The sequence below is a fragment of the Microbacterium sp. NPDC087868 genome (assembly GCF_044900755.1).
GTDB classification, from domain to species: Bacteria; Actinomycetota; Actinomycetes; order Actinomycetales; family Microbacteriaceae; genus Microbacterium; species Microbacterium galbinum.
Genome location: NZ_JBJDNO010000001.1, coordinates 521,337 through 539,453 on the forward strand (window position 1 = coordinate 521,337; position 18,117 = coordinate 539,453).

18 protein-coding genes are annotated in these 18,117 nt (G+C 69.5%); 7 read left to right on the forward strand and 11 right to left on the reverse strand.

Going from position 1 to position 18,117, the window contains the following annotated elements:
* Positions 1–2 precede the first annotated feature (2 nt).
* Positions 3–1,556 (reverse strand): carboxyl transferase domain-containing protein, encoded by a 1,554-nt coding sequence (locus ACI2JZ_RS02615; RefSeq protein WP_404596428.1) that lies wholly within the window; start codon positions 1,554–1,556, stop codon positions 3–5.
* Between the two features lie 111 nt (positions 1,557–1,667).
* On the opposite strand from ACI2JZ_RS02615, the gene ACI2JZ_RS02620 reads away from it, so the two are divergent.
* Positions 1,668–2,255 (forward strand): TetR/AcrR family transcriptional regulator, encoded by a 588-nt coding sequence (locus ACI2JZ_RS02620; protein ID WP_404596429.1) that lies wholly within the window; start codon positions 1,668–1,670, stop codon positions 2,253–2,255.
* Here the strand turns inward: ACI2JZ_RS02620 and ACI2JZ_RS02625 are convergent.
* Genes ACI2JZ_RS02625 through pdhA form a run of 3 tightly spaced genes read right to left on the reverse strand, consistent with a single transcriptional unit; the run spans position 2,252 to position 5,726 of the window.
* A complete protein-coding gene (locus tag ACI2JZ_RS02625) occupies positions 2,252–3,607 on the reverse strand; it encodes a dihydrolipoamide acetyltransferase family protein (protein WP_404596430.1) in 1,356 nt (451 codons plus the stop codon). The genes ACI2JZ_RS02620 and ACI2JZ_RS02625 overlap by 4 nt on opposite strands.
* The gene (locus tag ACI2JZ_RS02630; protein ID WP_404596431.1) at positions 3,604–4,611 is read right to left on the reverse strand and encodes an alpha-ketoacid dehydrogenase subunit beta; all 1,008 of its coding nucleotides are present in this window, start codon (positions 4,609–4,611) and stop codon (positions 3,604–3,606) included. Before ACI2JZ_RS02630 ends, ACI2JZ_RS02625 begins: the two co-directional genes overlap by 4 nt.
* Positions 4,608–5,726 carry a pyruvate dehydrogenase (acetyl-transferring) E1 component subunit alpha gene (gene pdhA, locus ACI2JZ_RS02635; protein ID WP_247622525.1) on the reverse strand — a complete coding sequence of 373 codons (1,119 nt, stop codon included), beginning with the start codon at positions 5,724–5,726 and terminating at the stop codon, positions 4,608–4,610. Before pdhA ends, ACI2JZ_RS02630 begins: the two co-directional genes overlap by 4 nt.
* Before the next feature lie 170 nt (positions 5,727–5,896).
* On the opposite strand from pdhA, the gene ACI2JZ_RS02640 reads away from it, so the two are divergent.
* Positions 5,897–6,382, forward strand: a complete 486-nt coding sequence (locus ACI2JZ_RS02640) for an Lrp/AsnC family transcriptional regulator (RefSeq protein ID WP_247622526.1) — start codon at positions 5,897–5,899, stop codon at positions 6,380–6,382.
* Here the strand turns inward: ACI2JZ_RS02640 and ACI2JZ_RS02645 are convergent.
* Complete coding sequence (locus ACI2JZ_RS02645) at positions 6,342–7,241, reverse strand: alpha/beta fold hydrolase (RefSeq protein ID WP_404596432.1); 900 nt, start codon at positions 7,239–7,241, stop codon at positions 6,342–6,344. The two genes, ACI2JZ_RS02640 and ACI2JZ_RS02645, sit on opposite strands and share 41 nt — an antisense overlap.
* A 66-nt stretch (positions 7,242–7,307) precedes the next feature.
* Here ACI2JZ_RS02645 and ACI2JZ_RS02650 point away from each other — a divergent pair, with 66 nt between their 5' ends.
* Complete coding sequence (locus ACI2JZ_RS02650; protein WP_404596433.1) at positions 7,308–8,045, forward strand: exonuclease domain-containing protein; 738 nt, start codon at positions 7,308–7,310, stop codon at positions 8,043–8,045.
* An 11-nt stretch (positions 8,046–8,056) separates the two neighbouring features.
* Here ACI2JZ_RS02650 and ACI2JZ_RS02655 read toward each other — a convergent pair whose 3' ends face one another.
* The gene (locus tag ACI2JZ_RS02655) at positions 8,057–9,061 is read right to left on the reverse strand and encodes a YihY/virulence factor BrkB family protein (RefSeq protein ID WP_404596434.1); all 1,005 of its coding nucleotides are present in this window, start codon (positions 9,059–9,061) and stop codon (positions 8,057–8,059) included.
* Positions 9,062–9,225: 164 nt separating this feature from the next.
* On the opposite strand from ACI2JZ_RS02655, the gene ACI2JZ_RS02660 reads away from it, so the two are divergent.
* From ACI2JZ_RS02660 to ACI2JZ_RS02675, 4 genes are all read left to right on the forward strand, one after another.
* On the forward strand, positions 9,226–10,152 hold the full coding sequence (locus tag ACI2JZ_RS02660; protein WP_247622530.1) for an AraC family transcriptional regulator: 927 nt from the start codon (positions 9,226–9,228) through the stop codon (positions 10,150–10,152).
* Between the two features lie 84 nt (positions 10,153–10,236).
* Positions 10,237–10,569, forward strand: a complete 333-nt coding sequence (locus ACI2JZ_RS02665; protein ID WP_247622531.1) for a hypothetical protein — start codon at positions 10,237–10,239, stop codon at positions 10,567–10,569.
* A 53-nt stretch (positions 10,570–10,622) separates the two neighbouring features.
* Positions 10,623–11,228 (forward strand): TetR/AcrR family transcriptional regulator, encoded by a 606-nt coding sequence (locus ACI2JZ_RS02670; RefSeq protein WP_247622532.1) that lies wholly within the window; start codon positions 10,623–10,625, stop codon positions 11,226–11,228.
* Positions 11,229–12,905, forward strand: coding sequence for an MDR family MFS transporter (locus ACI2JZ_RS02675; protein ID WP_404596435.1), 1,677 nt, complete (start codon positions 11,229–11,231; stop codon positions 12,903–12,905).
* Positions 12,906–12,964: 59 nt separating this feature from the next.
* Here the strand turns inward: ACI2JZ_RS02675 and ACI2JZ_RS02680 are convergent, their stop codons facing one another.
* From ACI2JZ_RS02680 to ACI2JZ_RS02700, 5 genes are all read right to left on the reverse strand, one after another.
* Positions 12,965–13,777: a L,D-transpeptidase gene (locus ACI2JZ_RS02680; protein WP_404596436.1), complete on the reverse strand. Its 813-nt coding sequence runs from the start codon at positions 13,775–13,777 to the stop codon at positions 12,965–12,967.
* A 6-nt stretch (positions 13,778–13,783) separates the two neighbouring features.
* Positions 13,784–14,905 (reverse strand): hypothetical protein, encoded by a 1,122-nt coding sequence (locus tag ACI2JZ_RS02685; RefSeq protein ID WP_404596437.1) that lies wholly within the window; start codon positions 14,903–14,905, stop codon positions 13,784–13,786.
* Between the two features lie 137 nt (positions 14,906–15,042).
* On the reverse strand, positions 15,043–15,891 hold the full coding sequence (locus ACI2JZ_RS02690; RefSeq protein ID WP_404596438.1) for a transposase: 849 nt from the start codon (positions 15,889–15,891) through the stop codon (positions 15,043–15,045).
* 15 nt (positions 15,892–15,906) lie between these two features.
* Positions 15,907–17,067 (reverse strand): hydroxymethylglutaryl-CoA synthase, encoded by a 1,161-nt coding sequence (locus ACI2JZ_RS02695; RefSeq protein WP_404596439.1) that lies wholly within the window; start codon positions 17,065–17,067, stop codon positions 15,907–15,909.
* Complete coding sequence (locus tag ACI2JZ_RS02700; protein ID WP_404596440.1) at positions 17,064–18,113, reverse strand: hydroxymethylglutaryl-CoA reductase; 1,050 nt, start codon at positions 18,111–18,113, stop codon at positions 17,064–17,066. Before ACI2JZ_RS02700 ends, ACI2JZ_RS02695 begins: the two co-directional genes overlap by 4 nt.
* Positions 18,114–18,117: the final 4 nt, after the last annotated feature.

The following is an 18,117-nucleotide window of genomic DNA, read 5'->3' on the forward strand; positions in this document are numbered from 1 at the left end:
ACTCACATCCGGAAGACGCCGAAGCGCGGTTCGGGCAGCGGCGCGCGCGAGACGACGTCGAGCGCGAGCCCGAGCATCTGCCGCGTCTGCTGCGGGTCGACGATCCCGTCGTCCCAGAGGCGGGCGGTCGCGTAGTACGGCTCGCCCTGCTCCTCGTACTGGGCACGGATCGGTTCTTCGAAGTCGGCGCGCTGTTGCGGGGTCCAGGACTCTCCGCGGCCGGTGAGCTGATCCTCCTTCACGGTCGCCAGGACGGACGCCGCCTGGTTGCCGCCCATCACCGAGATCCGGCTCGCGGGCCACGTCCACAGGAAGCGCGGCGAGTAGGCGCGCCCGCACATCGAGTAGTTGCCCGCGCCGAAGGACCCGCCGATGATCACAGTCAGCTTCGGCACCCGGCAGCTCGCGACGGCGGTGACCATCTTCGCGCCGTCCTTCGCGATCCCGCCGGCCTCGGCGTCGGAGCCGACCATGAAGCCGGTGATGTTCTGCAGGAAGAGGAGCGGGATGCCCCGCTGATCGCACAGCTCGATGAAGTGCGCTCCCTTGAGCGCGGACTCGCTGAAGAGCACGCCGTTGTTCGCGACGATGCCCACGGGGTGCCCGTGTATCCGGGCGAAGGCGGTCACCAGCGTCGTGCCGTACTCCGCCTTGAACTCGCGGACGCTGCCGCCGTCAACCAGGCGATCGATCACCGCGTGCACGTCGTACGCGGCGTTGACGTCGACGGGGACCACGTCGTACAGCGACCCCGCCTCGTCGGGTTCGCGCGTCGGGACGACCTCCCAGACCGGCTCGCGCGGTGCCGGGAGCGTGCGCACGATGTCCCGGAGGATCTCGAGCGCATGCTCGTCGTCCTCGGCGAGGTGATCGACGACGCCGCTGCGGCGCGCATGCATCTCTCCCCCGCCGAGCTCCTCCGCCGTGACGACCTCGCCGATCGCGGCCTTCACCAGCGGCGGACCACCGAGGAAGATCGTGCCCTGCCCGCGCACGATGACCGTCTCGTCGCTCATCGCCGGTACGTAGGCGCCACCCGCGGTGCACGATCCGAGCACCGCGGCGAGCTGCGGGATGCCCTCGGCCGACATCCGGGCCTGGTGGAAGAAGATGCGACCGAAGTGGTCGCGGTCGGGGAAGACCTCGTCCTGCTTGGGGAGGAACGCCCCGCCGGAATCCACCAGGTAGAGGCACGGCAGACGGTTCTCGCGTGCGATCTCCTGAGCGCGCAGATGCTTCTTGACCGTCATCGGGAGGTAGGTGCCGCCCTTCACGGTCGCATCGTTGCAGACGACCATCACGTGCCGGCCGTGCACCAGTCCGATGCCGGCGATCACTCCGGCTCCCGGCGCTTCGCCGTCGTACAGCCCGTCCGCCGCGAGTGGCGCCACCTCGAGGAACGGACTCCCCTCGTCGAGAAGTCGGTCGACGCGCTCGCGCGGCAGGAGCTTCCCCCGGGCGACATGGCGCTGGCGCGAGGCCTCCGGGCCACCGAGCGCCGCGGCGGCGAGTCGCGCGTGCAACTGCTCGGCGAGGGCCTGCTGGGTTGCGGGCATCGCGGTGTCCTCCTCGACACGCTTCGGCGCAGCCCCGGTGCTGGCGCTGCACACGATCTTTCGGTTAGTGTGCACTAACCCGATGATTCAGGTTAGCGAGGATTAACTGAGATGACAACCCCGGTCACCGCTCGTGATCGCGCCAAGGCGGAGCGCTCGGATGCCATCCGACACGAGGCCGCGCTGCTCTTCGCCGCCCGCGGGTACAACGGCGTCAGCCTCGAGGACATCGGGGCCGCCGTGGGCGTCTCCGGCCCCGCCGTCTACCGCCATTTCGCGGGGAAGCAGGCGCTGCTCGGTTCCGTACTCGTGAAGGTCAGCCACGATCTCCTTGCGGGTGGCACACGGGTGGCGACCGCCGACGCGGACGCCGAGGAGAGGATGGAGGCGCTGATCCGCTTCCACGTCGACTTCGCTCTGCGCAACGCCGCGGTGATCCAGGTGCAGGACCGGGATGTCGTGCACCTGGCCGACGACGACCGCGCCGATGTCCGGCACGTGCAGCGCGACTACATCGAACTGTGGATCGACACGCTCGCTCCCCTGCTTCCAGCCGACCGCGACGAGCTGCGCCTGCGCGTGCAGGCCTGTTTCGGCCTCATCAACTCCACGCCGCACAGCACCCGTGCTGCGGCGCGCCGCCACGCGGCCACCGGCGACGTGCTGGCGCGCATGGCCTCCGCGGCGCTGCGCGGCTAGCCGAAGAGCATCGCCCGACCCGGCTCCTGCAGCACGTCGGCGACATCGCGCAGGAATCGCGCACCCTCGGCCCCGTCCACCAGACGGTGGTCGAACGAGAGGCTCAGCGTCATCATGTCGCGCAGCGCGATCTCGCCGCGGTACTCCCAGGGCTGGCGTCGGGTCGCACCCACCGCGAGGATTCCCGACTGCCCCGGCGGCAGGATCGGCGTGCCGGCATCGATGCCGAAGACCCCGATGTTCGAGATCGAGAACGTGCCGCCCTGGAGTTCCGCCGGTGTGGTCTTCCCCGCGCGAGCCGTGGCCGCGAGATCGCGGATCGCATCCGACATGCCGCCGAGGCCGAGACCCTCGGCATCGCGGATGTTCGGCACGATGAGTCCGCGGTCCGTCGCCGCAGCGATACCGAGGTCCACGTAGCGGTACTGGACGATCTCCCCGGCCGCCTCGTCCCAGTGCGCGTTCAATCCCGGCGTTCGACCGAGCGCCAGGCACACGGCCTTGGCGACCACCGCGAGCGGGCCGATGCGGTGCTCGCTCCAGACACGATCGGCGCGGAGCGAGTCGAGCAGTTCGACCGTGGCCGTGACGTCAACCGTGTGGAAGACCGTGACGTGCGGCGCGGTGAAGGCGCTCTCGACCATCGCGGCCGCCGTGTGCTTGCGCACGCCCCGGATGGGGATGCGCACCTCGCGCGCCCCCTCCTCCGATGCGCCGAACGCGGGAGAGCTCTCGCGCCGCGGCGCCGCGGCTGTCCGACCTCCGGCATCCGCCCCGGTCGAGGCGAAGGAATCGATGTCTGCGCGGGTGATCACGCGATCGCCGACGACGGCCGCGACCACGGCGAGATCCACGCCCGCGCGCTTCGCATACGCGCGCACGGGCGGGGTCGAGCGCGGGCGCTCCACGACCGCCGGCTCGGCCGTGACCGAGGGGGACGCGTCGTGCGGTGCGGCCTCGATCACGGCCGCGTCGATCACCGGCACGCTCGTTGCTGCGCGCCGCGCGCGCCGTGCAGGCCGCCCCGACGTCGACGGGGCCGCTCCGTATCCGACGAGATTGGGCTGAGCCCGCTCCGCTCCGGCCGTCGGAGCGGAGACATCCGCTTCCTCGCCCACGACCTCGAAGGCGATCAGGGGCGAGCCGACCGCGACGGTCTCTCCGGCGTCGGCGTGCAGCTCGGCCACCGTTCCCTCATAGGGCGAGGGGAGTTCGACGACCGCTTTCGCCGTCTCGACCTCCGCCAACGTCTGGTTGAGCGCGACCTGCTCACCGGGAGCGACCAGCCATTGCACGACCTCGGCCTCGGTGAGGCCCTCGCCGAGGTCGGGGAGGCGGAACTCGGCGATCATGCGTCCACCCCCGCTCGCGCACCGCGATCGTGCACGCGATCCACCGCATCCAGCAGCCGGTCGAGATCGGGAAGGTGGTACTTCTCGAGCTTCGCGGGCGGGTACGGCACGTCGTGCCCCGTCACCCTCAGGGGCGCCGACTCGAGGTACTCGAAGCAGAACTCCGTGATGCTCGCGATCACCTCGGCGGCGACACCGGCCTCCCGCGAGGCTTCGTGCGCGACGACGACGCGACCCGTCTTGCGCACGGAGGCGGCCAGCGTGTCGTAGTCGACCGGCGAGAGGGAGCGCAGATCGACGACCTCGATCGATACGCCCTCGTCCTCCGCGGCCGACGCGGCCTGGAGCGCGGTGGACACCATCGCGCCGTAGGTGACGAGGGTCACATCCGTCCCCCCGCGGACCACCTGAGCGAGCCCCATCGGTACGGCATCCGCGAGCGGCGCATCCAGGTCGACCTCGCCCCTGTGATGGTAGAGGCGCTTCGGTTCGAAGAAGATCACCGGATCGTCGGACGCGATCGCCTGCCGCAGGCTGCGATAGGCGTCCTCGGGGTTCGAGACGGCCACGACGCGCAGCCCCGCGGTATGGACGAAGTACGCCTCGGGCGATTCCGAATGGTGCTCGGCGGCGCCGATGCCCCCGGCCCACGGGATGCGGATCGTGATCGGCATCTTCACCCGCCCCTGCGTGCGGTAGTGCAGCTTCGCCACCTGCGCCACGATCTGATCGAAGGCCGGGTACACGAATCCGTCGAACTGGATCTCGACCACCGGGCGATAGCCGCGGAAGGCGAGTCCGACCGCCGTTCCGACGATCCCGGACTCCGCGAGCGGCGTATCGATCACACGACCGGCGCCGAACTCGTCGAGGAGACCGTCGGTGATCCGGAAGACGCCGCCGAGCTTGCCGATGTCCTCGCCGAGGAGCACGACCCGGTCGTCGTCGCGCATGGCCCTCCGCAATCCCGCGCCGAGCGCCTTGCCCAGAGTCAGCTCCGTCATGCCGTCGCCTCCTCGAAGCCGGCGAGGTACTCGGCGTACTCCTCGCGTTGGCGGTCGAGACCCGCGTGCGGTTCGGCGTAGACACCGTCGAAGACCGCCAGCGGCGGACGGGTCACCATGCCGAGGCACTGCGCCCGCATCTCCTTGGCGACCGCGTCGGCGGTCTCCTGCGTCTGCGCGACGTACTCCTCCGACAGCTCGCCCGCGGCGCGCAGGTGCGCTTCGAGACGGCTGATCGGGTCGCGGCGGCGCCACGCGTCGAGCTCGCCCTCCGGCCGGTAGCGCGTGGGGTCGTCGGCAGTCGTGTGCGGCCCCATCCGGTAGGTGACCGCCTCGATGTAGGCGGGTCCCCTGCCCGAACGAGCGTGATCGAGCGCCCACCGCATCGCGGCGAGGCAGGCGAGGACGTCGTTGCCGTCGACTCTCAGGCTCGGGATGCCGAAGCCCGGGGCGCGACCGGCGATCGGATACTGCGACTGCACTGCCACCGGCTCGGAGATCGCCCAGTGGTTGTTCTGGCAGACGAAGACGACGGGGGCGCGGTACGAGGCCGCGAAGATCATCGCCTCGTTCACGTCGCCCTGGCTGGTGGCACCGTCACCGAAGTAGGTCACGGCGACCTCGTCGGCCCCCTCGTGCCGGATGCCGAGCGCATAGCCGACGGCGTGCAGCGTCTGCGCACCGATGATGATCTGCAGCGGTGCGACCCGCAGTGCGGCCGGATCGTACGCCGATCCCTCTTCACCGCGCCACATGCGCACGTAGTCGCCGGGCTGAGCGCCCCGGGCGTAGATGACGCCGGTCTCGCGGTAGCTCGGGAAGACGTAATCGCGATCCTCCAACGCCCGGGCGGTGCCGATCTGCGTCGCCTCCTGCCCCTGGCACGGCGCCCAGAGGCCTAGCTGACCCTGCCGCTGGAGCGCGACGCCCTCGGCATCGATCCGCCGCAGCACCACCATGTCGCGCAGCAGTCCGCGCAGCACGTCATGGTCGACGTCGGCGACGAAGGGGTCGAGTTGCGGATGCCGCACGCGGGTGCCGTCCGGAGCGAGGAGGCGCTCGGCGAGCTCCAGATCCTGCTCGGTGTCGGCGATGGGAGTGATCTGCGGTGACATCATCGTCCTCCTCGTTCTCAGCAGCCCTCGTGAGGCTCTCGCGCTGGAGCCGGCGACGATGCCGGCATGCCCCGAGCGTACGTCCGCTGAACACGTCGCTCAAGCATCCGAGAGGGGCTTGAGCATGTTGCCAAGCATCCGAGGAATCCGTCCTGCTATCGTTTGGCACTATGCCAGGACTGGACCGCACCGACCTCGAGATCCTCGCCGCTCTCGCCGACGACCCGCGCGTCACGATCGTCGCGCTCGCAGAGACCCTGCGGCTCTCGCGCAACACGATCCAGGCGCGCATGACCCGGCTCGAGCAGACCGGGATCTTCCTCTCCTACGAACGCGCCTTCTCCCCCGACGTGCTGGGATTCCCGCTGCAGGCGTTCGTCAGCATCGGAGTGCGGCAGACCGAGCTCCCGCGCATCATCAACGAGCTCGCCCGCATCCCGGAGGTCGTGCAGGCGCACGGGCTCAGCGGCTCGATCGACCTGCTCGCACGGGTCGCCTGCCGCGACGCGCGTCACCTCTTCGACACCGACGCACGGATCCTGTCGATCGAGGGCGTGGAGCGCACCGAGACGTCTCTCGCGATGGGCGAGGTCATCCCGTTCCGCGTCGCCGGACTCATCGGCCTCGCGCGACGGGAATCCGGAGGAAGCGTCTGATCGCACCGGCGGCCTCGGCCGGCGTCTCGTAGTGGATCAGGTGACCGACCTCGGCGATCTCGACGAGCGACGCGTCGTCGAAGAGGGTCGCGAGCGTGCGCTCGGCCTCGATCGGCGTGATGTCGTCGCGCTGCGCGGCCACCAGCAGCGTCGGGACGTGGATGTCGGCAGCGAACCCGCGCACGTCGTGCGAGACGCTCGCCACGAAGGCGTCGCGGAGCACGTCGCGATCCGAGAAGCGCGAGAAGTACGTGTCGTGCTGATCGTGGATGAATCGGCGCAGAGCGGGGTCGGAGGTCTTGGCCATCGTGATGCTCATCACCCGCACGATGAGGCGGTTGCGCAGAAGCGCGGTTCCGAGGCGTTCGGGCAGACGCGCTCCCAGGGCGTAGTACAGAACGGCGAGCCGTGTCATCACACCCTTGGGGCCTTCCAGCGCCGGCGCCCCGATGGGATTGAGGAGGATCAGGCGGGGCGTCACGAGCCCGCGCGCCACGGCCGCGGACGTGACGATCGACCCGAACGAGTGGCCGAGGATGACGGCGCCGGGGGCGACCTCGGCCACGAAATCGCAGAGCCACGCCGCGTACTCGTCGAGGTCGTGCGTGCGCCCGGGAAGCGGAGCCGTCTCACCGAAGCCCGGCAGATCCGGCGCGATCACGCGTGCCTCCGGGAGGAAGGCGAGAACGGGCTCCAGCCCGTGATGCTCTCCGCGGAAGCCGTGCACGGCCACGATCGTGGTCTCGGCATCCTCGGGGCCGTACACCCAGTACGCCGTCGTGCCACCGCGCACTTCTGCCTCCCGTCGCTCGACGGGAAGTCGAGCCAGGCGGTCAGTGTACGGAGAGGGCACGGTCATGTCACGAGTCTACGGATTCCCGAGCGCCTCCCTCCGAATGTCCGAGCCCGGATCTAGCGTGGGCCCATGGCCGACGATCTCCCGCTCCCGCCCTGGCTGCGCCGTGTCGGCGTGTTCGACCTGGAGACGACGGGGATCGACGTCACATCCGATCGCATCGTCACCGCGCATGTCGGCGTGCTCGACGCCGAGGGCCACCAGATCGTGGCCCGTACCTGGCTCGCCGACCCCGGTGTCGATATCCCGGAGGGGGCGACCGCGGTGCACGGCGTCACGACCGCTCGGGCACGGGCGGAGGGGCGCCCCGCACGCGAAGTCGTCGCCCAGGTGCTGATCGCCCTGCGTTCGCTTCTCGATCAGGGCATCCCCGTCGTCGCGTACAACGCCTCCTACGACTTCTCACTCCTCGCGCACGAGGCCGTCCGCCACGGACTGGCCCCTCTGTCCGATCCCGCGCCCATCATCGATCCCTTCGTGATCGACAAGGCCGTCGATCGCTACCGCAGGGGCAAGCGCACTCTCAGCCTCGTCGCCGCCCATTACGCGGTGGCCCTCGACGGCGCACACGAGGCCGCGGCCGACGCCATCGCCGCGGGACGGGTGGCCCAGGCGATCGCGCGACAGTTCTCGCTGCCCGACACTCTCGACGATCTGCACACGCGGCAGATCGGGTGGGCACGGGCTCAGGCGGAGAGCCTGACCGAGTACTTCATCAGCATCGGCCGCCTCGATCCGGAAGACGCGGTCGACGGTACGTGGCCGGTGCGTCCGCACGCCGTCGACGCGGCCGACCCGCTCCTCTGACGATCGCGCGATCACGGCCGATCGCGGAGCCGACGCGCCTCGGCGATCTCGGCGCTCCGTCGCGCCTGCTTGCGGACGACCCGTGATCGATCCCGCAGCGGGAGGCGCGGACTCTCCTCTGCCGGGATCCCCGCGCTCAGCTCCCGCGCACGCTCCAGCGACGCATCGAACTCCACTCCGAGAACGAGAGCGAGGTTCGCGATCCACAGCCAGAGCAGGAGCACGATGATGCCGGCGAGCTGCCCGTAGACGCGCTCGTAGTCGACGATGCTCGAGACGTACAGCCCGAACGCGAGAGAGGCGATGGCGAGAACGACGATCGCCAGCGCCGCCCCCCAACTGAGCCAACGGAATCGCGGATGACGGATGTTCGGCGCACGGTCGTACAGGAACGCGACGGTGGCGACCACGATCACGACCAGTATCGGCCAGCGCGCGATCCGCCAGACCAGGAGTGCGGCCTCTCCGCCGCCGAGCTGCTCGCCGATGGCCGCGGCGACGGACGAACTCGCGGCGCCCACGGCCACCGCAGCCGCCGTGGCGAGGAGCACGACGAGCGCCACCGCCACCTGCATGGACTTGAGAGCCCAGGGCGAACGCCCCTCGTCGACGTCGTAGACGCGATTCATCCCGCGGCCGAGGACGGCGATGTATCGGGCGACGGCCCAGATCGTGAGTCCGATACCGATGATCAGCGCGGGGCCCGCGAGAGCGGAGTCCGCGAGGCCGTCGACGGCGTCTGCGATCGTCATCGCCGTCTCCTCGGGCGCGACGGCGCGCACGACCTCGAGAACGAACGTCACCGCCGTGGAGTCGCTTCCGAGGAGGCTGACGACCGAGACGCCGACGAGCATGGCCGGTACGAGGGCCAGCACGGAGTGGAAGGTCAGCGCCGCCGCGATGTCGGCAGCGCCGTCGTCGGCGAACTTGCGCGCGGTTCCGCGCGCCACGAAACGCCAGGACCTGGCGCCGAGATCGTGCGGTGCCGGCGGGCCGTCCGACTGTTGAGTCGCCATCATCCTCCTGAGAGTCGGTGCCGAACTTTGCACACGACGGCGCCCCGGAACAAGGGGGTTGACGCTGTGTGACGCCCGCCGCTATCCGTGAATATGAGCAGCATCACCGTCCGGTACCATCCGAACACACTGGAATATATCGGTGGCGCCACGAGGGGGACGCGGTGAGGTTCAGATCATACGAGGTCGAGCGGGTCGAGGAGACCTGGCGGCAATACGTTCCCTCTGCCTCCTTGCAGCGTGTGGATCCGAATCGCTTCATGTTCGACTGGACGTCGGCCGAACTCGGAAGTCTGACGCTCGTGCGGTACGACCTCGCGGCGGAGGTGCAGTCCGTCGCGCAACCGGAGAACGAGCTCCTGGTCTGCCGGGTCGCCGCGCCCAACGCCGAGGTCGGCTCCGGGAGGGAGTCCATCGACGCCGGCCAGCCGTGGTTGACCGACGGCGCGCAGGTGCATGCGCGCTGGGAGCACACCGCGCGCGTGCGCGCCCTGGTGATCGACCGGGCGGCGGCGCAGGCACGCGTACGCCAGATCACCGGAGACGACAGACTCACACTCCGGTCGTCCGGCCTCGCCCCGCGCGACGAGGAATCCGGACGCCACTGGGAGCGCACGGTCGCGTATCTCGAGGATGCGGTCGCCGAGACCGCCGCCGACGGCATCCTGCGCGCCGAGCTCGAGCGCCATGCGCTGGCGGTCACGCTGTCGGTCTTCCCCACCAGCATCCACGATTCGATGTCGCGCGCCGCTCAGCGCGGGGCCGCTCCGATCGCCGTGCGACGAGCACTCGTGTTCATCGACGAGAACGCGCACCGCCCGATCACGATCGACGACGTCGCCGCTGCCGCGTTCATCTCGACACGCGGCCTGCAGTACGCCTTCCGCCGGGCGCTGGACTCGACTCCGGCCGAGTACCTGCGCCGCGCGCGTCTGGCGGGCGCGCATCGCGACCTCTCCGACGGGGGCCATGGTTCGATCGCGGTGGTCGCACGACGCTGGGGTTTCAGCCACCCGTCGCGCTTCGCCGCGTCGTACCGTTCGGAGTACGGGGTGGCGCCGTCGGCCACGGCGGCGCAGGCGCGCAGATGACATCGGGCGCACGGACGTTTCGCGTCAGCGGCGCGTCGTTCCGCGCGGGAGGCCGCGCGTCGCGGGGCACCGTAGAGTCCGATTGTGGGCAGTCTCTACTACGGCGATAGCGCCGAACCGATCGGCATCGAGGATCGCGCACTCGCGCACCTGAAGGTCGTGATCTCGACCAAGCTCCGGCGCAACGAGAGCTTCACGCTGTCGTGGAAGCACCCGGAGACGGATGCCGTTGGCCGATCGACGATCTGGTTGCACCCCTCCATTCCCCTCCGCTTCGTCTTCGATGAGGCGGAGCCGCCGGAACTGAGCCGCCAGTGGATCGAGGCGCTCGCCCATTCTGCGAACTCGACCGGCGGGATCGCTCTGATCGATGAGCAGATCAGTTCCGATGCGCCCCTGGAGGCCTCGCGCGGCTGACCCGCCCCCTCCATTCAGTGCACTCCAAGGTTTGAAGTGCAAACTTGCACTCTATGGAGAACAATGCACCTTCGCTGCGCGATGTTCGCAAGCGCGAGACCATCCGCGCACTCACCGACACGGCTCGACGCCTGACGATCGAGCGCGGCTTCGCCGGGTTCACCGTCGAAGAGGTCTGCGCCGAGGCGGGGGTCTCCCGCCGCACGTTCTTCAACTACTTCGAGAGCAAGGACAACGCGGTCTTCGGATACACCGAGATCGATCCGCGCCTCGTCGAGCTCGACGACGAGTTCGTGGCGAAGAGCGGTGACCTGCTCGACGACTTCGTCGACGTCGTGGTCCGTCGCTGGGAGATGCTCGACCCGCTGTCCGACGCCCCCGCCCTCCTCCAGGTGATCGAGCACGAACCGCGACTGCTGAAGGGCGCGTTCGAGCGATTGGCCGAGAACGAGCGCCGCGACGTCGCACTCATCGTGCGCCGCGAAGGCGCCGATCAGACGATGCGCGCCGAGGTCGTCGTCCACACCGTCGGCGCCTGCATCCGCCTGGCCGTCGCTCAGATCCTGGATCACCAGTCCCCCATCCCGTTCGGCCGACTCGTCGCCGAACGCCTCGACATCGCCCGCGACCTCTTCACCTCCGCACAGAAAGACCACTGAATGTCCACCACCGCCACGGCAGATGCGCCCTTCCTGCTCACCAAGCGCCGCATCTGGATCATCTTCAGCGCCCTGATCGCCGGGATGCTGCTCTCCAGCCTCGATCAGACCATCGTCTCGACCGCGATGCCGACGATCGTCGGCGAGCTCGGCGGCGTCGACCATCAGGTGTGGATCACCACGGCCTACCTCCTCGCGACGACCATCGTCATGCCGATCTACGGCAAGTTCGGCGACGTGCTCGGCAGACGGAGCCTCTTCCTCGTGGCGATCGCGCTCTTCACCCTCGCCTCGGTCGGCTGCGCGTTCGCGACGGACTTCTGGATGTTCGTCGTCTTCCGCGCGCTGCAGGGCCTCGGCGGCGGCGGATTGATGATCCTCTCGCAGGCGATCATCGCCGACATCGTGCCGGCGAACGAGCGCGGCAAGTACATGGGCCCCCTGGGTGCGGTCTTCGGCCTCTCCGCTGTGGCCGGGCCGCTGCTCGGCGGATTCTTCGTCGATCACATGACCTGGCAGTGGGCGTTCTACATCAACATCCCCGTCGGCATCGCCGCGTTCATCATCGCCCTCGTCGCCCTCAAGCTCCCCAGTAAGAAGGCCGAGAAGCCGATCGACGTGTTCGGGGTCATCTTCCTCTCGATCGCCACGACCTGCCTCATCTTCTTCACCGACTTCGGTGGCGACAAGGAATTCGGCTGGTCCTCGATGGCCACGTGGGCCTGGGGTGCGGGACTGATCGTCGCGGCGACCGCGTTCGTGATCACCGAGTCCCGCGTGCAGGACCCGATCATCCCGCTGAGCCTGTTCCGCAATCCGATCTTCGTGAACGCCACCGCGATCGGGCTGGTTCTCGGCATCGGGATGTTCGCCGCGATCGGCTTCGTGCCGACCTTCCTGCAGATGTCCTCCGGCACCTCCGCCGCGGCATCCGGACTGCTGATGATCCCGATGATGGTGGGACTGATCGGAACCTCGATCTTCTCGGGCATCGCGATCTCGAAGACCGGTCGCTATAAGGCCTATCCGATCGTGGGAACGATCCTCACCGGCATCGCGATGGTCGCCATGACCACACTGTCGGCCGAGACGCCCATCTGGCTCATCTGCGTGTTCCTGTTCGTCTTCGGCGCCGGACTCGGCCTCATCATGCAGGTCGTCGTGCTCGTCGTGCAGAACGCCGTTCCGGCCGGTGAGATCGGTACCGCGACGAGCACGAACAACTACTTCCGCGAGGTGGGGGCTTCTCTCGGGACGGCGGTGTTCGGCACGATCTTCACCACCCGTCTCACCGAGAACCTGCTCGGCGTGTTCACGGATGCCGGAGCGTCGTCCTCCGACGCCGCGCAATCCGCCGCGACGATCGACCCGGCCACCCTCAACTCACTGCCCGACGAGGTGCGCGACGGAATCGTCACCGCGTACGCCGACGCCCTCGCCCCGGTGTTCTGGTACCTCGTGCCGTTCATCGTGCTCGCGCTCGTGCTCTCGCTGTTCCTCAAGCAGATCCCCCTGTCGGATCAGGCCGGACTCGTCGCGCGGGGAGAGGCCATCACGGGCGAGGAAGCCGAGAAGCTCGAGGCCGAGCTGCGTGCGCGGCCGACGGTGGGCGCCCACGGCGATGCCCCGGACGCCCCGTCCGGATCGGATGCCGAGACGAGGCGTTCCGCGCGGTGATCAGACGGAAGGCCCCGGGCGCATGCGCCCGGGGCCTTCCGTCTGCGGTGACCTCGGACTCAGCGCACCTGCAGCGGTGTGCCGAGGGGCAGGAGCTGGGCGAGCGCCGTGATGTCGGCGTTCGACAGGCGCACGCAGCCGTGCGAGGCGTCGGAGCCGATGCTCGCCTCGTCGTCGGTGCCGTGCAGGCCGATCTGACCCGGGCCACCCCCGTACGAGTTGAGGGCATCGGAAAACGCCGTCGTGCCGTAAGCGAAGGGACCGTAGCCGCTGTTCGTCGGCGCGAGCAGCTCGGTGATCGCGAACTGGCCCTTCGGGGTCGGCGTGCCGCCCGTGCCCGTCGCGACCGGATAGCTCTGCCGCAGCTCCCCGCCTTCGTAGAGATCGAGGGTGTTGGTCGACGTCGTCACGACCAGCGCGTACGAGGTCGTGGAGAGCTGAACGGCATCCGAGCGAATCCACCCGAGGCTTCCGTTGGGCCGCTGCGCGAGTTGGACCTGCAGCCAGTCCCCCTCCTGAGCGGTGACCAGGAAGACGAGAGGCGCTCCGGACGACTGCGGGTTCGGCAACGATTGCGTCGCTGCACCACCGGGCTCGGCGCTGACCGCGATCTCGGCGCCGATCACGGCGGCGACGGTCGACTCCGCGGGCGCATGGACATCGGCGACCGGCTCCTCCGCCGTCGGCGTGGGTGTCGGCGTCGGGTCGGGCGTCGCGACGGGGGTCGACGAACTGGTCGGCGCGGGCTCGGCGACTGCCGGACCGCGACCGAAGATCACCACGCAGGTGACGACGATCGCGGCGCACACGACGACCGCGGCGGCCACGATGAGAATCGTGCGCCGCCGCGGGACGTTGGTGGTGTCGGGCACCGGGTGTCAGCCGGTGTACGTGGCCTCGCCCGGCACCGGGACGGCGACCGGGGCCGCACCGGTGATCGCGAGAGCGCTCGACGCCACCTGACCGGAGGACTCACCGACGAGGACGATGAAGTAGTCGCCGGCGGCGGCCCAGGCCGCGGGGAGCACGATCGTGCCGCTCACGTTGCCGTCGGCATCCGCGATGAAGGTGTCGGGCAGGCTGTCGCCCATGGCGCCGGTACCGATGCCCGAGCTGACGATCTCACCCGGGGCGAAGCCGCTGCCGCTCACCGTGAAGCCGGTGGTGGTCGCCTGCGAGACGGTGATCGACGTGCTGCTGAGAGCGAGAGCGGCGGTGGGCTGCGGCGTGAAGTACGTGGTGAGGTCGCCGATGCGGAGGCTGGCGATGCCCGCAGCGTCAGGAACGGCAGCGGCGCGCAGCGCGGCGCCCCCGCTCTGCGCGGCGAACAGCTCGTCGAGCGTCTGCGTGTCGTCGATCAGACCGCTGCTGCGGAGGAGTTCCGGCTGCGGCTCGTCGTCAGGAATCGGCGATCCGGTGGGCACGACACCCGGGAAGACAACCAGGTAGCCGACGACCGAGGCGCCCTCGGCGGTGAGCTCGGCTGCGAGTTCCTCGGTGGTGGTCCCACCCTGCCAGAGCGTGTCCTCGCCGTGGAAGCCGTCGACGGTGGTGATCGTCGTGACGAAAGGAACCTCTTCGGACGTGTCGGCGATGAACACGCCCGTGAACGCCTCGGGTCCGACGCTCGTCGCGCTGTCGGCGAGGAAGCCGGACAGCTCCGCACCCGAGATGGGGGCGGGGAGGCCGTGGACGAGTGCGACGGGCGACGTGCCGTTGGAGGTGAAGCCCTTCTCGCCGAACGTTCCGTACTCGGCGAGCGTCGAGCCGCTGCTCTCCGCGGGAGCGGTCCACTGCCACGCGTCCAGAAGGGTGAACTCGGCGGGACCCGTGAACGGGATCTCCGTGAAGTCGTCGGCCGCATCGGCCCAGATGACCTGTGCAGACGCCGCGGGCGTCTCGGTGATGGGCTCCGCGATGGAGGCGGTGGGCACGAGGACGGCGGCGATGCCGAGCGCGGCGGCGCTGAGCGAGGCCACGGCGAGGCGCGAGCGAGTCACAGAGGATTCCTTCGTTGGGAGGCGCCGTTCGGGCGGCGTCTGCCGAGGGGCAGCGACCTCAATCTAGGGGAATGGAACGGTTCAGCGCCACCGGAATACTGATATCAGACTCAATTCCTTCGCATACAGTCATCTGTTCATACGGAGTCCAGGTCCGCGCGCGCCCGATCGAGGGAATCGGAGGCGACCTGGACAGCCTCCGTCGCCGTGGCCACGCGCGATCTCGCCGAGTCGGCGTCCTGCCGCGCACCGTCCAACTCGACGCGGGTGCGCGCCAGCTCCCGCTCGAGAGCGACGACGTGGGCGCTCGCCTCGTCGATGCGACGGTCGGCATCGCGGCCCGCGCTCTCCGCCGCGGCCCGCGCGCGTTCGGCGGACGCGACGGCATCCTCGGCATCGCGCACGGCACGCTCGGCCTGACGTTGGCGACGCCGCTCCGCCAGCTCGTCCACATGGTGCTCGGGAGCGGCCTCTTCTCCGCGAACCGGTCCGCCAGCCACGATCTCCCCCAGGACCACGCTCTCGGAGGGCTCGATCTCGCGGATGAGGCGTCCGGAAGCGACGGCGATCGACGCCGCCTCGTCGAAGAACGCCGCGCCGATCGTCTGCCGCACGGCATCCAACGTGCCCGGAGTGACCTTCTCGCCGCGGGCGATCGCAAGGTCGCGGGCCTGCTCGGCGAGCCTGCGTGTCAGCGCCCGGCGCTCGCGACCGAGCCGGGCGAGCGCCGGCGCGTCGAGGTCGTCCTGAGCTTCACGGAGCTCGCGAGCGAGTCTCAGCGCCTCACCCAGCTCCGCAGCGCGTTCCTGCGCGAAGACGTTCACCACCCAGGCGGCGATCGACGGCTTGCGCAGCGCCGCGATCTCCGCCGCGAGGCCGCGGTCGGAGGCATGTTTCGCGCTCGCACGACGGGCGCTCACGAACTCGCCGAGCGGACGCACGTACAGCTCGGTCGCGATCGTCGTCAGCTCGTCGCCGGCCGTCATGCTCCGAACGCTACCTCATGCGTCACTACGGGCGTACCGGCGCGCACGCCCCTGGACCCCGATGAAGTGGAACGGCACCGGCGATGTCGGCGCGATCTCACGGTCGACCTCGCTCGACGCCGAGTGCGCGGCGTGCAGCGCCCGATACGCATCGACGTCGAGCGGCTCCCGGGAATCGAGGATGCGCTTCGTCGCCTCGGTACGGAGTGCCGTGCGGTAGCCGGGACGAATTCGCAGCGAGAAGAACTCGCCGATGCTGCCCGAGCCGTAGCTGTACATCCCGACGCGCCGATCGGTCAGGTCGTCTTCACCGTCGAGAAGGGCGGCGAGAGCGAAGTAGAGGGATGCCGTGTACGAGTTGCCCAACCGACGGTTGTAGCGAGTGGTCGACTCCATCTGAGCGGGCGTCAGCGCGGCGCCGATGTGCACCGCCAGGCGCTGGTGCGCCTTCACCGCCATCCGAGTGAACGGCTGGTGGTGGCAGAAGTAGTCGATCGACTCGATCGCCGCGCCCCCGCGCGCCCGATAGTCGTCCCATGCCCCGACGAAGGCGTCGAGATAGGCGTCGATCGAGAGCTTGCCGTTCACGACGGCCGTGTCACTGTCGTTCGGTCGCCAGAAGTCGTCGACATCGGCGGTGTGGATGCCGGTGGCCGGCTCGACCTCGGCGATCGCGGGATCCTGCGTGACGAGCATCGCAACGGCACCAGCGCCCTGCGTGGGCTCCGCGGCGGTGTCGACCGCGTATCGGGCGACGTCCGCCGCGATCACGAGCACCGACTCCTGCGGTTGGCGCGCGACGATCCCGAGGGCGAACTGCAGAGCGGCCGTGGCGGAGTAGCAGGCCTGCTTGAGCTCGACGACGCGTGTCGCGGGGTCCAGTCCGAGGAGCTCGTGCACGAACACCGCCGCCGACTTCGACTGATCGACGCCCGACTCGGTCGCGAAGAGCACGGTGCGGATGCCGGAGGCTCCATGGCGCTCGACGATGGGCATCGCGGCCGCGGCCGCCATCGTGACGATGTCCTCATCGGGGGCGGGGACGCTCATCTGATCCTGACCGAGGCCGATCCGATACTTGTCGGGATCGATGCCGGCGCGCTCCGCGAGGAGGGCGAGATCGAGAACGCGGCTCGCGGTGGCGATGGACAGGTCGTGGATGCCGACGACGGTCACTTCGCACCTCCCTGACGACGCTCGAGCAACAGATGCGAGGCCATGAGTTCTCCCTGGTTGGTCTGGGCCGCGAGCAACGACAGCTCGCCGCACAGCACCGTCGCGGCGATGAGCGAGGCGAGGCGGCGGGCGTTGCCTCCGGGCGCGCGCTCCTCGCGGCAGCCGAGACGCTCGAGCGCGTCCTCCACGGCCGGGAGGTCCTTGCCGTTGCCGACGGTGCCGACGATGAGGTTCGGCAGCGTGCAGGAGAAGAGCAGGTCGCCGTCTCCGCGCTCCTCCGCATAGGTGATGCCCTGCGAGCCCTCGACGATGTTCGCCGCGTCCTGCCCCGTGGCGAGGTAGAACGCGAGGAGCATGTTCGCGTAGTGCGCGTTCGCGGAACGCAACGCCCCGGCGATCGTGGAACCCACGAGGTTCTTGCGCACGTTCAGTTCGACGATGCGACGGGCCGTCGAACGCAGCTGCTGCTCGACGATGTCGGCGGGGATGAGGATCTCGGCGATCACGCTGCGCCCCCGACCGAGGATGCCGTTCACCGCGGTGGCCTTCTTGTCGGAGCAGTAATTGCCCGAGATCGAGCCGTACTCCAACTCGGGGTGCCAGGCGAGAACCCGTTCCATGAGCCCCTCGGCTGCCAGAGTCACCATGTTGTGGCCGGACGCGTCGCCGGTCGTCAGCGCGAACCGCACGAACAGCAGGTGTCCGACGATCTCGGTGTCGAGGTCGATGAGCCGCGCATGACGGCTGCGCTCCGCGACGACCGCTCCGAGCTCGTCTCGGCGCGCCTCGATGCTGCGGGCGGCAGCGACCGCATCGGCCGCCGATGGCGCGACGAACAGCGAGGATCGTGTCATCCGCTCGTCCACCACGGTGGTGCGGATGCCGCCGGCGACGAGCCGCGATACCCGGGCACCCCGCCCCACCGACGGCCACAGCGGCGACTCGTAGGTCGCGAGCGGCACGGACTGCTCGCCCTCGACCTCGCCGCTGAGCCGCAACGGACCGACCCAGCGCGTGGGGATGGGGGTGAACAGGGCGTCGGACATGGGG